This window comes from Paludibacillus litoralis, from assembly GCF_037646705.1.
In the GTDB taxonomy this organism is placed as follows: Bacteria; Pseudomonadota; Alphaproteobacteria; order Rhodobacterales; family Rhodobacteraceae; genus Pikeienuella; species Pikeienuella litoralis.
The window spans coordinates 241,963-256,934 of sequence record NZ_JBBHER010000005.1; the positions used below are offsets into that span (position 1 = coordinate 241,963).

Consider the following 14,972-nt stretch of genomic DNA (forward strand, 5'->3'; position numbering starts at 1 on the left):
CGCGCACGGGAAAGGAAGATATGCCTATGTCGAGTAATGGAGGCGGACCCTGGGGAACCGGGGGCGGCGATGGCGGCGGCAAGAGCCCCTGGGGCGGCGGCGGCGGCGGAGGCGACCGCGGCGGCGGGCAGCGCCCGCCGGATATCGAGGATATCCTGCGTGAAGGGCGCGAGCGGCTGAAGGTCATCATGGGCGGCGGCGGCGGCGGGCGCGGCAAGCGCCCCGGCGGCGGCGGCGCCGGCGGGCTCGGCAAGGGCGGAATCGCGCTGATCGCCGTCGCGGCGATCGGGTTCTATCTCTGGAACGCGGTCTACACCGTGAAGCCGGAGGAGCGTTCGGTCATTCTCACCTTCGGCGAGCGCACCGGCATCGGCACGCCGGGCCTCAACTTCATCCTCTGGCCGGTTCAGACCAAGGAGATCGTGCAGGTCACGCGGGAGAACACCGTCGATATCGGCTCGTTCCAGACCGGCACGCGCGAAAGCCAGGCCTCCGACAAGGGGCTGATGCTCACCGGCGACGCCAACATCATCGACATCGGGTTCCAGCTGGTCTGGAACGTCAAGGATCCGGAGGCCTATCTGTTCAACCTGGCCGATCCGGAGGCCACCGTCACCGCCGTCGCCGAATCGGCGATGCGCGAGGTGATCGGCCGCTCGGAGATGAAGCCGATCCTGAACCGCGACCGCGCCGAGGTCAGCCAGCAGGTGAGCGACCTGATCCAGACGACGATGGACACCTATCAGAGCGGGATCAACGTCGTCCGCCTCAACCTCGACAAGGCCGATCCGCCGAGGGAGGTCATCGACAGCTTCCGCGACGTGCAGGCGGCCGAGCAGGAGCGCGACACGCTCGAGAAACGCGCCGACGCCTACGCGAACAAGCGGCTCGCCGGAGCGCGCGGCGAATCCGCCCAGCTTCTGCAGGAGGCGGAAGGCTACCGGGCGAAGCTGGTGAACGAGGCCGACGGCGAGGCGAGCCGGTTCAAGGCGATCTTCGAGGAGTACGCCAAGGCCCAGGAGGTCACCCGCAAGCGTCTCTATCTTGAAAGCATGGAGCGCGTGTTCGCGGATATCGACAAGGTCATCATCGACGATGGCGCGGCGGGCGGGCAGGGCGTCGTCCCCTATCTGCCGCTGAACGAGCTGCGGAAAACGAGGCCGGCCCAGGCTGGCCAGAACGACATCAACAAGGGAGACCAGTGATGCCGCGCAGTTACATCATTCTCGGCGTCGTCGCGGCGCTTCTCTTCACGATCGTCTCATCGGTCTACATCGTCGACGAGCGCAAGCAGGCGATCGTGCTGCAGTTCGGCCAGGTCAAGGACGTGCAGCAGGATCCGGGGCTCAACTTCAAGATCCCGTTCATCCAGAACGTGGTCTATTACGAAGACCGCATCCTGCCGCTCGAGACCGAACCTCTCGAGGTCACGCCGCTGGACGAGCGCCGGCTGGTCGTCGAGGCCTTCGCGCGCTGGCGGATCATCGATCCGGTCAAGTTCCGGCTCGCGGTCGCGGGCGGCGGCGAATCGGTCGGCGCGTCACGGCTGGATTCGGTCCTGAACGCGGCGCTTCGCGGCGTGCTCGGCAACGTCAACTCGCGCGACATCCTGTCGACGGACCGGGCGGCGATGATGACCCAGATCCGCGACGCCGCGCGGCGGCCGGCGGAGAATCTCGGCGTCGAGATCATCGACGTCCGGATCAAGCGGGCGGATCTTCCGCAGCAGAACCTCAAGGCGACCTTCGCGCGGATGCAGGCCGAACGCGAACGCGAGGCGGCGGATGAGCGGGCCCGCGGCGCCGAGGCGGCGCAGGTCGTGCGCGCCACCGCGGATCGTCAGACGGTCGAGCTGGTCTCCAAGGCCCGCCGCGACGCCGAGATCATTCGCGGTGAAGCGGACGCCACCCGAAGCGCGATCTTCGCCGAAGCCTATGGCCGCGACCCGGAGTTCTACGCGTTCTATCGGTCGCTCGCGGCCTATGAGCATGCGTTGAAGGGCGAGAACTCGACCATGGTCATCACGCCGGACAGCGAGTTCTTCGACTATCTGAAGAACGCCGAGCCGCCGGCCGACGACTATCTGAAGAACCCCGAACGCCTGAAATGAACGGCGCCGGCGGCGAAAGCCGCCGACGCCCACGCTTTCACCTCCGTGACATAAAGTGTAACGCTGGCGTTGGAATGATCGTATTTTCGGCCTATTCCGACGCCGGCGAACATCCCGGCCGCGCGTCGGCGCGGCGATGAGCAAACAATTTCGAGGAGGCCAGACGTGACCCTGCCCCTGCTTTCCCTCAGGACGGCGAGAGCCGTGACGCTCGCCGCCGCGACGGCGATCCTCGCCCTCGGCGCGCCGGCGGATCGCGCAGCCGCGGCGCCGGACAGCTTCGCCGATCTGGCGCAACGGCTCAGCCCGGCGGTGGTGAACATCGCCACCACGCAAACCATCGAGCCGGAGGAGCGCGGGCCGCGCCCGCAATTGCCGCCCGGCTCGCCGTTCGAAGAGCTGTTCAAGGACTTTTTCGACAATAACGGCCCGCGCGGGCCGCAGACGACGAATTCGCTCGGCTCGGGCTTCATCATCGACCCGGACGGCGTCGTCGTGACCAACAATCACGTGATCGACAACGCCGACGAGATCGTGGTGAACTTCTCCGACGGCTCGTCCCTCCCGGCGACGATCATCGGCACCGACCCGAAAACCGACATCGCCGTGCTGAAGGTGACGCCGCCGGCGCCGCTGGTCTTCGTCAATTTCGGCGACAGCGCCGCCTCGCGCGTCGGAGACTGGGTGCTGGCGATCGGCAATCCGTTCGGGCTGGGGGGGTCGGTCTCGGCCGGGATCATCTCGGCGCGGAACCGGGACATAAACTCCGGCCCCTATGACGCCTTCATCCAGACCGACGCCGCGATCAACCGGGGGAATTCCGGCGGGCCGCTCTTCAACATGGCCGGCGAAGTGATCGGGGTGAACACGGCGATCATCTCGCCGTCGGGCGGCTCCATCGGCATCGGCTTTTCGGTCCCGTCGGGGCTGGTGAAGACCGTGGTCTCGCAGCTTCGGGAGTTCGGCCGGACCCGGCGCGGCTGGCTCGGCGTCCGGATCCAGGCGGTGACGCCGGAACTGGCCGAAGGGCTCGCGCTCGCGAAGCCGGCGGGGGCGCTCGTCGCCGAGGTGACGGCGGACGGCCCGGCGGCGCAGGCCGGCATCGAGGCCGGCGACGTGATCATGAAATTCGACGGCCGCGACATCGCCGAGATGCGCGATCTGCCGCGCATGGTGGCGGAGACCGAGGTCGGCAAGGATGTCCGCGTCGTCGTCTGGCGCAAGGGCAAGACCCAGACCGTGAAGGTCGTGCTCGGCCTTCTCGACGAGGGCGAGGGCGAGATCGCGGCGGAGGTCGACACGCCGGAATCCCCCTCGGTCGCGGAGTCCGCGCTCGGCATGAAGATGGAGCCGCTGACCGCGAAGAACCGGAAGGATTACGGCGTCGCCGAAGGCGCGAAAGGCGTGCTGGTGACCGAGGTGGACGCCAACAGCGAAGCGGCGAAGAAGGGCGTCCGGCCCGGCGACGTGATCATGGAGGTCGCCGAATCGGAGGTCGCGACGCCGGCCGACGTGCGCGGCGGGATCGCGAAGGCGAAGGAGGAGGAGCGGAAATCGATCCTGATCCTGCTCCTGTCCGAAGGCGGGCGCCGGTTCATCGTCCTGACCAACAACGGCTGACCGGCGCCAGCCGAACGGGCGGCCGGTGCGCCGCCCGCCCGTTCAGCCCGGATGGGCGAGAATGTTCAGCAGCGTTCCCGCCGGATCGCGGATGAAGAACCGCCGCGCCCCCCATGGTTCGCCCGTGATGTCGTAGACGATGGCGTGGCCGAGCCGCCGCGCCCGCGAGGCCGATCTGGACCGGCTGGGCCTCGCCGGACGCCAGCGTCATGAACCATCCGTGATCCATGACCGCCTCCAGACCGAAGAGATCGGCGTAGAAGGCCCGAAGCTCGGCGATCGAGCCGGTCCCGACAGCCGAGACAATGCGGTTCACGACCATCGCTCAGCCTTTCCCCGCCGACGGTTCCCGCAAGAATACGTGACCCGGCGCTCCCGCTCCACCCTTGCAACGCGTCCGCCGCCGGGAGCATGGTTCAATCGCATATGGGGCGCCGATTTTCGCGGCGACGCGGGGCGTGGAGCCGCCCCGCGAGGCGGGCGGCGGAAGAAACGAAAGGAAAAGGACCATGAGCGAGGCGAGCCGGAAGCGTGAGAGGTTTCGTGATCTGCACAAGCCGGGGGCGCCGCTTCTGATGGCGAACCCGTGGGATATCGGCTCGGCGCTCGTGCTGAAGGCCAAGGGCGCGAAGGCGTTCGGAACCACGTCCGCCGGCCACGCCTTCACGCTCGGGCGCCCCGATCTCGGCCATGTGAGCCGCGACGAGGCGCTCGCCCACGCGAAGGCGATCTCGGAGGCGACCGGGCTGCCGGTCAGCGGCGATTTCGAGAACGGCTATGGCGACGCGCCGGAGTTCGTCGCCGAGACGGTGGAGATGGCGGCGGAGGCCGGGCTCGCCGGCTGTTCGATCGAGGACACGATCGCGCCCTCCGGCGACGCCTATCCGTTCGACGTCGCGATGGCGCGCGCGAAAGCGGCGATCGCGGCGGCCAAACGGCATGGCCTCGTGCTCACGGTCCGGGCCGACGGGGTGCTGACCGGGCGCTATGACGCGGCGGAGGGGATCCGGCGCTGCCTCGCCTTCGCGGAGCTTGGCGCGGATGTGGTCTACGCGCCGACGCTCCCCGCCGAGGGGGTGAAGACGCTGACCGCGAGCGGCGCGCGCGTGAACGTGCTGACGACGCCGGACATGGCCGCGCTCGGCGTCGCCGGGATCGCCGCGCTCGGCGCCGCGCGGATCTCGATCGGCTCGACATTGGCGCGGGTCGCGCAGCGGATGACGATCGAGGCGGGCGAGGCGATGTTCGCCGGCGATCTCCAGCCCCTGATCGGCGGCGCCGGCCGCGCCGCCGTCGACGAGATGCTGAAGGGCTGAAAGGCTGACGGGCGCGCCGGCTCACCGCCGGGCGAAGCGCATCCGGATCGGCTCCTTCGGCCGCGTGGTCAGTTTGCCGACCGGGGCCACGCGGCCCGGATTGAGCGTCTCGATCTCGTAGCGGCGGGCGACCGAGGCCATGATCAGCACGCTTTCCGTGGTCGCGAAGCTCGCGCCGCTGCACACCCGCGGCCCGAGCCCGAACGGGAGATAGGCGAGGGTCGATATCTTCGTCTGGCGCCCCGGCAGAAACCGGTCGGGATCGAAAATCTCCGGGCGCCGCCAGAACTTCCGGTGCCGGTGGATCAACCAGGGCGAGACCACGACCAGCGAGCCGGACGGAATCGCCTGGCCGCCGATCTCATCGTCCTCGAGCGCGATCCGGGTGATGAAGGAGACCGGCGGGTAAAGCCGCAGCACCTCCCGGAACACGTTCCGCGTGAAGCCGAGCGCGCGGACATGCTGAAACAGGATCGGCCCGTCGCCGGCGACGGCGGCGACCTCCTCCCGGATCCGCGTCAGCGCCTCCGGCGTCTGCGAGAGCACGAAAAGCGCCCAGGTGAGCGCGCTCGCCGAGGTCTCGTGCCCGGCGAGGAAGAACACCGCGATCTGGTCGATCAGCTCCTCGCGGGTGAAGGCGTCGCCGGTGTCGGGGTCGCGCGCCGCGATCACGTCTCCGGCGATGTCCGCGCGCCGCTCGCCGCTTTCCAGCCGCCGGTCGATCATCATGCCGAGCCGCTCGCGGATCACCGCGCACATCTCGAGGACGCGGGCCGGCGTCTCGATCTTCTGCCAGGGCTCGGTCTCCAGCACCGCGTCCCGCTCGATCTGGGGCACGTTGTTCTGAAATTCGGCGAAGGCGTGAAAGACGACGCTCGCGTGCTCGCCCTCGATCGGCTCGGAGAAGATGGTCCTGAACACGATGTCGGCGGTGAGCCGGGTCATCTCCTCGTCGAGGACGCGGGGCTCGGCCGCCGCCGCGTCGAGCCTCGATTCGAACGCGCCGACCGCTTCGGCCATCTGCGCGAAGGCGGTCTTGATCCGCATATGCGCGAAAGCGGGGTCGATCATCGCCCGCTGGCGCGCCCAGGTCTCGCCGCCGGAGATGAACATGCCGTCGCCGACCAGCGGCGACAGCGCGCCGACCATCAGGTCGCTCTTCGGATAATTCGCGACATTCTCCACCAGCACCCGCCGCACCAGATGCGGATGGTTGACGATGAAGATCGGCCGCTTGCCGGACGGGGCGCGGCCGATGAAGGTTTCATAAGCCGAAGCGGGCAGGAGCGAGAGTACGTCCCGCGCGCCGAAAAGCGCGGAGGCGAACGCCCCGGCGAGAGATCTGGGCTTCGGCGCGGGCGGGCGATAGGGCGCTAATCTGGTCATGGGGGCTCGGTCAGCGAGAACTGGCGCGACCCTAGCGGCGGCGGCGGCGGTGTCAAACCGGCGCGGCGTGACAGAGTCGCCCACCGGGAGTATCGGTCCCGCAAGGAGGATCGGCGATGGATTTCGACGAGTACGGCGCCTGGGGAAAGCGCGCGGTGGACTGGACCGTGGCGTATCACAAGACGATTCGGGATCGGAAGGTGCGCGCGCCGCTGACCCCCGGCGCCGTGGCGGCGCAGCTCCCGGCCGCGCCCCCCGAGGCGGCGGAGCCGATGGCGGAGATCTTCGCCGATTTCGAGCGGATCGTGCCGGATGGCGTGACCCATTGGCAGCATCCCCGCTTCATGGCCTATTTCCCGGCGAACGCGGCCCCGGCGTCGATCCTCGCCGAGCAGCTCGCCAACGCCATCTCGGCCAATTGCCTGATCTGGCAGGCGAGCCCGGCCGGAACCGAGATCGAGACCCGGATGGTGGACTGGCTCCGCCAGGCGCTGGGGCTGCCCGAGGGCTATCGCGGGCTGATCCAGGACAGCGCCTCAACCGCCACGCTCTGCGCCGCGCTGACGATGCGGGAGCGCTCGATGGGCTGGCGGGGCGTCAGCTCCGGCGTGGCCGGCGAGGCTCCGGCGCGGATCTACGCCTCGGAGCAGACCCATTCCAGCATCGAGAAGGCCTGCCGGATCGCCGGAATCGGGTCGGACAATCTGGTCCGGGTCGGAACCGACGCCGATTTCGCCATGCGCCCGGACGCGCTCAGGGAGGCGATCCGCGCCGACCGGGCGGCGGGGCTGAAGCCGGCGGGGGTGATGATCTGCGTCGGCGGCACGGCGATCGGCGCCATCGACCCGGTGGCGGCGGTGATCGACGTGGCCGAGGCCGAGGGGCTCTACACCCATGTCGACGCGGCCTGGGCCGGCTCCGCGATGATCTGCCCCGAGTTCCGCCCGCTCTGGGCCGGGGTGGAGCGGGCCGACAGCATCGTCTTCAATCCGCACAAATGGCTCGGCGCGAATTTCGATTGCTCGATCCAGTTCCTGAAGGACCCGGCCGAGCAGATCCGCACGCTCGGCCTCCGCCCCTCCTATCTGGAGACGGAGGGCGCGGACGGGATCGTCAATTACTCGGAATGGACCGCGCCGCTCGGCCGGCGGTTCCGGGCGCTGAAACTCTGGTTCCTGCTCCGCGCCTACGGGCTGGAGGGGCTGCGGGCGCGGATCCGCAACCATGTCGCCTGGACCGCGGAGGCCGAGCGGCGGATCGCGGCGATCCCGGGGCTGGAGATCGTCACCGCCCGGCGCCTCGCGCTCTTCACCTTCGCGAGCGCGGCGGGCGACGCGGCGACCCGCGCGCTCCTCGAGGCGATCAACGAGGACGGGCGAACCTATCTCACCCAGACCATGCACGAGGGGCGCTACGTGATCCGGATGACGATGGGCCAGTTCGACATGACCCACGCCGATCTCACCGTCGCGCTCGACGCGATCGCGGAGATCCAGGCCAGCCTCTGACGCGAGGCGCCGGCCCGCCGCCGCGCGGATTCGGGAACGGAGCCGGCGCGCGCGCGTTTCCTCCCCGACCGCGCCGCCCCCGACGACGGGCCGGCGCACCTGACCTGGAGGATGAGATGAGACGGACCACGACAGCGCTGGCGGCGATTCTGGCGATCGGCGGCGGGCTTTACATGCAGCCCGCCTTCGCCGCGAGCGAGTCCGAAATGCAGTTCTGGCGCTCCGCGGAGCAGGCCGGGCAGACGGCGGATTACCGCGCCTATCTCGATCGGTATCCGGACGGCGACTTCGCGCCGCTGGCCCGCAACCGCCTGCTTGGCGTCGGGACCGACCAGAGCGCCGCGCCGACGCCCGCCCCGACCACGCCCTACGCCCGCGAGGCCGCGCTCGGCCTTTCCAGCGCGGACAAGCGCCGGATTCAGACCGGTCTGGTGGCGCGGGGGTACGATACGCGGGGCGTCGACGGTGTTTTCGGGGCCGGGACCCGCAGCGCGCTCAGCAGCTATCAGCGCGCCAGCGGCGGCGAGGCCACGGGGTATCTCACCGCGGATGAGTACGCCGCGCTGACCGGCGGAGAGATCAACGCCGCCGCGGCGTCGGTGGAGCGCTCGGAGCGGGGCGCGAGTTTCGCGGAGCTTCGCGACTGGCGCGAGGCGCAACGCATCGACTCCGACGAGGGGTACCGGGCCTATCTCGATGTCTACCCGAACGGCCTGCACGCGGATGAGGCGCTGACCGAGATCTACGGCGTCACCTATGGCGACAAGGCCGAGCCGCTCACCCAGCGCGAGACCCGGCGCCAGTACCAGGCGGAGCAGCGGGAGGCGCATCGCAACGCGGAGAATGCGCTCGGCTACGATTCGCGCCAGCGCGCCGAAGTGGAGACGCGGCTCGCCCGGGCCGGTTTCAATCCCGGGCCGGCGGACGGTGAATTCGCCGAGGAGACGCGAACGGCGATCTCCGCCTATCGGAGCGCGCGCGGCCTGACGCCCGGGCGCTTTCTCGACCAGGACATGGTCCGGCGTCTGGTTGAGGAGACCAACATTCCCAGGGCCTCGTCGACGAGTCCGATGTTCTCGAACGGCCAGATCAACCCGAATGTCGCCGCTGCGGTGGCGGCGGGCGCGCTCGCGGTCGGCGGGGCGCTGCTGCTGGATGATTGACGCGTGAACCGGCTTCCGCGCCGCGACGGGCGGCGCGGAAGCGAAGGGCGGGGGTGCGTTTCACTTCTCCCGAGGATGGGCGGCGGGTCAGCCGCGGGCGCCTGCGTGACGCGGATCAGATGCGCCGCCGGGCGCCGCCCGAGACGAGCGCGGCGGCGTCGGCGGCGATCACCAGGATGTTCGCGCGGGGCGGCGCGACCAGGAACCGCGCGCGCCATTCCGGGTTGAACTTGCTCTTGAAGGCGCGGAGCCCTTCGAAGTTGTAGAAATGTCCGCCATGGCGATAGACCAGCGCGCCGAGCTTCATGGTCCAGCGGCTGCCCCTGCGCGTCTCCAGCCCGGCGAGCGGGGCCATGCCGAGACTGAGCGCCGCGTATCCGTCGGCCTTGAGGCGCAGCATCAGGGCGATGAACAGATATTCCATCAACCCGGACGGCGCGTCGTCGACATGGCGCATCAGATCGATCGACGCCATCTCCTTCAGCTCCGTCGTCAGAATGTTCGCGAACGCGACCATGCGCCCGTCGTGCCGGACGATCGCGATCGGGAATTCGCGCAGATAGGCCTCGTCGAAGCGGCCGACCGAAAACTGCTTCTCCTTGCGCTTCTTGCCCGCCAGCCACTGGTCCGAGATCGCCCGCATCGCCGCGAGCGTCGCATCGTCGACCGGGGCCGGAAGAATCTCGAAGCTCAGCCCGTCCCGGCCCGCCCGGCTGTAGGCGGCGCGCAGCTTCTTGCGCTCGCCGCCTTCGAGGGAGAACGCGCCGAGATGGACGACCGCTTCTTCGCCCATCTTGTGAATGGCGAAGCCCATCTCCGCCCAGAGCGACAGATAGGTCGCCGTCGCCTCATAGAAGATGGCGCGCGCGCCGGCGGCGTTCGCCGCGTCATGGAACTTCCACGCCAGGTGCGCCGCCTCGTCCGGATCGCCCACCGGATCGCCGAGCGCGATCCATGAGCGCCCCTGCGCCCGGTACATCAGGAACGCGCGCCCATTGTCGGAGAACAGGATCGACTTGTCGCCGGTGAGGACGAAATTCGCGTCGGGGCTGGCCTGCGCGGCGGCGATGCGCCCCGCCCGTTTCACGTCGCCCCGGGAGGGGAGGCTCGCCCTGATCCGGGGCGGGCGCATCGCCATCACCAGGGTCAGGGTGGCGATGACGATGGAGCCGAGAAGCCCGGCCCGCAGGGCGCGGGGCGCCGCCTCGTTCGCCGCGAACCGCCACCAGAGATCGTTGCTGAACGGGGTCGCCTTGTGCGCGAAGAAAAACACCGCGAGCGCCGTGACCGCCACCGCCGACACCAGCAGCAGCCACCTGAACGACAGCGGATTGCGGGTGAGCCGCGTGCTGCGGAAGAACTCCCGCCGGCAGGGCGTCAGCACCAGCAGCATGACGAAGAGCGCCGCGGCCCGGTCATAGTCCAGCCCCTGCATCAGCGAAGCCGCGATTCCCGACGCGAGCGCGAGCATCGCCAGCCAGTACGCGCCTTCGGCCCGCCGCAGCATCCCATGCGCGATGACCAGCAGAGCGACCCCGATCGCGCTCGACAACAGCGCGCCGCCTTCGACGAAGCCGAGCGGAAGCAGGAGCTCCAGATCGTCGGCGAACTCGCTCGTCGGCGGGATCAGCGACGACAGAAGCATGACGACGCCGGACCCGAACACCATGGCCGACATCGCCAGCGGCGCGATCGCGCTGACGGCGCCGAACACCGGCGCGAGCGCCTGAAGCCGGGACGAGTGGATTCTGCCGCTCGCCATGCGCAGCTCGCTGAGCGCCAGAAGAACCAGCGCCAGAGAGAAGGGCGCGAGATAATAGATCAGCCGATAGAGCAGCAGCCCGGCCGCGGCCTGCTCCACCGGAACCGACGCCGGGAGCGCGGCGATGATGATGGTCTCGAACACGCCGACCCCGCCCGGCACATGGCTCGCCACGCCGGCGAGGATCGCCGCCGCGAACACGGCCAGGAACGTCGCGAAGCCAAGGGCGCTCGCCGGCAGCAGAAGATAGAGAACGGTCGCGGCCATCACGATCTCGATGGCGGTGAAGATGAACTGGCCGAGGATGAGGCCGGAGGACGGCGTCTTGAAGCGGTGGCCGCGAATCCGGATCTCGGATCGCCGCAGCGCGAGGGCGCCGACCAGTCCGAGCGAGGCCAGCAGGGCGCCGATCGCGATCCCCCGCACCATCGGCGGGCTGAGGGAGGTGAGCGATTTCAGGGCCTCGGGATGATAGGCGAGCGCGCCGAAGCCGATGACCGCGGCGCCGAGGCCAAACGCGACGGAGCCGAAAATCGCAATCGCCGCGATATCGTATCCGGTCAGCCCCAGAGCGGAATAGATGCGATAGCGCACCGCGCCCCCGGTGAGGGGGCCGGCCCCGATCGTGTTGCCGAGGGCGTATCCGAGAAACCCGCCGGTCATGATCGTCGGCAAGGGCAGGGTCTTGCCCAGATATCTGAGCGCCGACCAATCATATCCGATCAGGGCCGCATATCCCGTGAAGGTCGCCAGCAGGCTCAGGGCGATGATCCGCCGCGGCGTCCCGCGCACCTGCGCCATGACCTGATCCAGATCGACGGGCCTCAGCAGGTGATAAAGCGCGAAAGCCCCGAGAACGAAGAGCGCGGCCGTGACGATATAGGGCGCCGCCGGCCGGAGCCGGCTCCAGAAAGGCGCCTCCGGATCCATGGGCGCGTCGCTCATCGGGAACGTCTCATGTCAGGGATTCTCGATGCTCCGGGCCACAGTTTCCGCGCGTCTTCACCTTCCCGACCGTCCGTCTGGGCGCCGATGGCCTCCCCGGTCGGGGCCGTATGGGGGAAGTCTAGGCCAACCGCGCTCGACCTGCGCCATTTATTGGCCCGGGCGCGGCGAGTCCATGGCGATCGCGCGCCCCAGGATTGCGCTATCGCGGCGCCGCGTGAATCACGCATTTTTAAAAATCTTGCAATTACAATATGTTGCGGCGTTATCGCGTGCGATAACGCGCTTTTCCGCCCCGGTCACCGCTTGAGCGGCGCCCGCCTGTAGCCGGCCGCCTCGGCGATATGCCGGCGCCCCACCGTCTCCCGCCCGTCGAGATCGGCGATGGTCCGCGCGAGCCGCATCACCCGGTGATATCCCCGCCCGGTGAGGCGGAGCTTCTCCGCGGCCCGGTCGAGCAGGGCGCGGCCCTCCCGATCCGGCGCGGCGATCTCCTCCAGCGCGTCCCCGGAAAGCTCGGCGTTGGTCCGGAGCGTCAGCCCCCGCTCCTCGAACCGCGCTCTCTGCCGCGCCCGCGCCGCCGCGACGCGGGCGGCGACCGAGACGGACGGCTCCCCCTTCGGCGCGTTCGAGAGGTCGCGCGGCGTGACCGCGGGCAGCTCGATCTGCACATCCATCCGATCCAGCAGCGGCCCGGAGATCCGCGCCTGATAGTCGAGCCCGCAGGTCGGCGCGCGCGAGCAGGCCAACGCCGGATCCGCCATCTGCCCGCACCGGCAGGGGTTCATCGCCGCGATGAGCTGAAACCGCGCGGGGTAGCGGACATGCGCGTTGGCCCGGGCGATGAAGGTCTCTCCCGTCTCCAGCGGCTGGCGGAGGCTTTCGAGCACGGGGCGGCCGAATTCGGGCAGCTCGTCCAGAAACAGCACCCCGTTATGGGCGAGGCTGATCTGTCCGGGCGCCGCGCGCCGGCCGCCGCCGACCATCGCCGCCATCGAGGCGCCGTAATGCGGGTCGAGAAAGGGCCGGCGCCGGAGCAGGCGGCCGTCGGTGAAAAGGCCGGCGACGGAGTGGATCATCGAGACCTCCAGCGCCTCGGCCGGCTCCATCGGCGGCAGGATCCCGGGCAGCCGCTCCGCCAGCATGGACTTCCCGGCGCCGGGCGGGCCGATCATCAGCATGTTGTGGCCGCCGGCCGCGGCGACCTCCAGCGCGCGGCGCGCCGTTTCCTGGCCGCGGACGTCGGCGAGGTCCTTCAACGCGCGGTCGTTGGCCGGCGCCGCCGGCTCGGGCGCGGGGAGGGGCTGGCGCCCGGAGAAATGGTTGATCAGCTGAACCAGCGTCTCCGGCGCGAGGACGCGCGCGGCGCCGACGATGGCGGCTTCCGGGCCGCAGGCGGCGGGGCAGATGAAATCCCGGTCCGCCTCGGCCGCCGCCAGCGCCGCCGGCAGCGCGCCCGCGACGCGCCCGATCCGGCCGTCGAGGGAGAGCTCCCCCATGGCGGTGCAGCGCGCGACCTCGTCGGCGGGCGCGGCCTCCAGCGCGGCGAGGAGGGCGAGGGCGATGGGGAGATCGAAATGCGCGCCCTCCTTCGGCAGGTCGGCGGGGGCGAGATTGATGGTGATCCGGCGCGGCGGCAGGGCGAGGCCGATGGCGTTCAGCGCCGCGCGAACCCGCTCCTTCGACTCGGCGACGGCCTTGTCGGGGAGGCCGACGAGGGTGAAGGCGGGCAGGCCCGCGGCGAGGTGGCATTGCACCTCGACCTCCCGCGCCTCCATGCCGTGGAAGGCGACCGTATACGCCAGCGTCGCCATCCGCATCCCTTCGCCGTTTCGCCCGCCACTAGGGCGGAGCGGGGGTTAAAGGCGGGCTAAGCGGTGCGTTATCGCACGCGATAAGGGGGTTAATATATTGAAAAATAACAATAAATGAAAAACGTATCGCACGGAGGCCGCCCGGCGCGCGGGTTCGGGGGGCTCATGAAGCCCGCCCGCCGCCGGCCTCGGGCGTCGAATGAGCGGACAAGGCCGGCGATCTCCACAGCCTTCTGCAACCATGCGGGGAAAGTGATCTCCCGAAGGAGCGCCGTCGCCTAAGTGCGCCAAAATATTGAATTTATGCGGCGGGCTTCAGAAATGACCCGACGTCACGCCCACTAAAAAGATGAATTATTCAGTCAATTCCCATTGATTCAAGCGTGATGGCGCACCAAATGCCGTAATATGAATTTAAATGTGACGTGAATGAGTTTGGACGTGCTTTGTGGGTCGCGGGCGGGCCATGGCGCCAATCAGCCATGACGCCCACGTTTGGTTGACAAGATAATAAATTGGGGAATTCAGTTCGATGCGAAACCTGACCAGGATCGGCGCGATGGCCGCCGCGGCCGCCATCGCCTTGACGATGACCGCCGGCGCCGCGAGCGCCGTCACGTTCGGCGACAAGAAAGTGTCCGGCGCGATCTATTCCGAGGACGGTTTCACGTTCTCGCCCTACCGGATGGTGAAGGGCAATTGCGCCGACGGCGCCTGCCTCGCGCTCAATGACAACGAGACGACGACGATGAGCCGGGGCGGCGATGCGTTCAGCCTCGACTCGCTCGGCTTCTCGCTGCTGGGGGCCGGGAACGGCGGCTCGAACACGCTGACCGTAACCGGCGACAACGCGATGTCGCTGTCGTTCGCGGTGTCGGACTGGGGCCATAACAACGGCTATCACGTCATCGATTTCCGCAATGTCTACACCGGGTTTTTCGACAATGTCAGGGCGATCGCGTTCTCGTCCGTCAACGGCGGAAATATCCGGATAGACGATGTGGTCGCGACGCCCGTCGCGGCGGTCCCGCTGCCGGCGGCGCTGCCGCTGTTCCTCGCGGCGATCGCCGGGCTCGGCTTCATCGGAGGCCGCCGCCGGGGGGCGCGCGCCGCGTAACCCGAAACCGATCCGAAGACGCCGACGGCGCCCTTGCGGGCGCCGTTTTCGTTGCGGCGGGAGGCCGGCGCCGGCGCAGCCCGCGCCGGGACGCCGCCGCCCGGCCGCAGAGGCGCTTGCATCCTGCGCCGGGGGAGGGTATTGCCCGCGCACGAAATCCACATGCGGGGATTGGGCCGGACGGGGAGACATCCCGCGCGGTCCGCCGGTTGGGCGCACGCCCTGACCCCG

At 69.3% G+C, this 14,972-nt stretch carries 10 protein-coding genes; 7 read left to right on the plus strand and 3 right to left on the minus strand.

What is annotated here, in order from left to right; genetic code table 11:
• Nucleotides 1-26: 26 nt before the first annotated feature.
• The 4 genes from hflK to WG921_RS10350 all read left to right on the plus strand — a co-directional run bounded on the left by hflK (nt 27) and on the right by WG921_RS10350 (nt 5,046).
• Entirely contained in the window at nt 27-1,205 is a 1,179-nt protein-coding gene (hflK, locus tag WG921_RS10335) for an FtsH protease activity modulator HflK (RefSeq protein WP_340109150.1), read from the plus strand.
• Nucleotides 1,205-2,110, plus strand: coding sequence for a protease modulator HflC (hflC, locus tag WG921_RS10340; protein WP_340109151.1), 906 nt, complete (start codon nt 1,205-1,207; stop codon nt 2,108-2,110). Before hflK ends, hflC begins: the two co-directional genes overlap by 1 nt.
• Before the next feature lie 165 nt (nt 2,111-2,275).
• A complete protein-coding gene (locus WG921_RS10345; protein ID WP_340109152.1) occupies nt 2,276-3,730 on the plus strand; it encodes a DegQ family serine endoprotease in 1,455 nt (484 codons plus the stop codon).
• 509 nt (nt 3,731-4,239) lie between these two features.
• Entirely contained in the window at nt 4,240-5,046 is an 807-nt protein-coding gene (locus WG921_RS10350) for an isocitrate lyase/PEP mutase family protein (RefSeq protein WP_340109153.1), read from the plus strand.
• Between the two features lie 21 nt (nt 5,047-5,067).
• Here WG921_RS10350 and WG921_RS10355 read toward each other — a convergent pair whose 3' ends face one another.
• Entirely contained in the window at nt 5,068-6,432 is a 1,365-nt protein-coding gene (locus tag WG921_RS10355) for a cytochrome P450 (RefSeq protein ID WP_340109154.1), read from the minus strand.
• Between the two features lie 116 nt (nt 6,433-6,548).
• Between WG921_RS10355 and WG921_RS10360 the strand changes: the two genes are divergently transcribed.
• On the plus strand, nt 6,549-7,940 hold the full coding sequence (locus WG921_RS10360; protein ID WP_340109155.1) for a pyridoxal phosphate-dependent decarboxylase family protein: 1,392 nt from the start codon (nt 6,549-6,551) through the stop codon (nt 7,938-7,940).
• 116 nt (nt 7,941-8,056) lie between these two features.
• On the plus strand, nt 8,057-9,103 hold the full coding sequence (locus WG921_RS10365) for a peptidoglycan-binding domain-containing protein (protein WP_340109156.1): 1,047 nt from the start codon (nt 8,057-8,059) through the stop codon (nt 9,101-9,103).
• Between the two features lie 115 nt (nt 9,104-9,218).
• Here WG921_RS10365 and mprF read toward each other — a convergent pair whose 3' ends face one another.
• Both mprF and WG921_RS10375 read right to left on the minus strand, forming a co-directional pair.
• Nucleotides 9,219-11,810, minus strand: a complete 2,592-nt coding sequence (mprF, locus tag WG921_RS10370) for a bifunctional lysylphosphatidylglycerol flippase/synthetase MprF (protein ID WP_340109157.1) — start codon at nt 11,808-11,810, stop codon at nt 9,219-9,221.
• A 299-nt stretch (nt 11,811-12,109) separates the two neighbouring features.
• Nucleotides 12,110-13,624, minus strand: a complete 1,515-nt coding sequence (locus tag WG921_RS10375; RefSeq protein WP_340109158.1) for a YifB family Mg chelatase-like AAA ATPase — start codon at nt 13,622-13,624, stop codon at nt 12,110-12,112.
• Between the two features lie 532 nt (nt 13,625-14,156).
• On the opposite strand from WG921_RS10375, the gene WG921_RS10380 reads away from it, so the two are divergent.
• Complete coding sequence (locus WG921_RS10380) at nt 14,157-14,741, plus strand: hypothetical protein (RefSeq protein ID WP_340109159.1); 585 nt, start codon at nt 14,157-14,159, stop codon at nt 14,739-14,741.
• Nucleotides 14,742-14,972: the final 231 nt, after the last annotated feature.

What these genes read in the sequence shown, in the direction of transcription:
- hflK (WP_340109150.1), top strand. Translation starts at nt 27, where the DNA reads ATGTCGAGTAATGGAGGCGGACCCTGGGGAACCGGGGGCGGCGATGGC.
- hflC (WP_340109151.1), top strand. Translation starts at nt 1,205, where the DNA reads ATGCCGCGCAGTTACATCATTCTCGGCGTCGTCGCGGCGCTTCTCTTC.
- WG921_RS10350 (WP_340109153.1), top strand. Translation starts at nt 4,240, where the DNA reads ATGAGCGAGGCGAGCCGGAAGCGTGAGAGGTTTCGTGATCTGCACAAG.
- WG921_RS10355 (WP_340109154.1), bottom strand. Translation starts at nt 6,432, where the DNA reads ATGACCAGATTAGCGCCCTATCGCCCGCCCGCGCCGAAGCCCAGATCT.
- WG921_RS10360 (WP_340109155.1), top strand. Translation starts at nt 6,549, where the DNA reads ATGGATTTCGACGAGTACGGCGCCTGGGGAAAGCGCGCGGTGGACTGG.
- WG921_RS10365 (WP_340109156.1), top strand. Translation starts at nt 8,057, where the DNA reads ATGAGACGGACCACGACAGCGCTGGCGGCGATTCTGGCGATCGGCGGC.
- mprF (WP_340109157.1), bottom strand. Translation starts at nt 11,810, where the DNA reads ATGAGCGACGCGCCCATGGATCCGGAGGCGCCTTTCTGGAGCCGGCTC.
- WG921_RS10375 (WP_340109158.1), bottom strand. Translation starts at nt 13,624, where the DNA reads ATGGCGACGCTGGCGTATACGGTCGCCTTCCACGGCATGGAGGCGCGG.
- WG921_RS10380 (WP_340109159.1), top strand. Translation starts at nt 14,157, where the DNA reads ATGCGAAACCTGACCAGGATCGGCGCGATGGCCGCCGCGGCCGCCATC.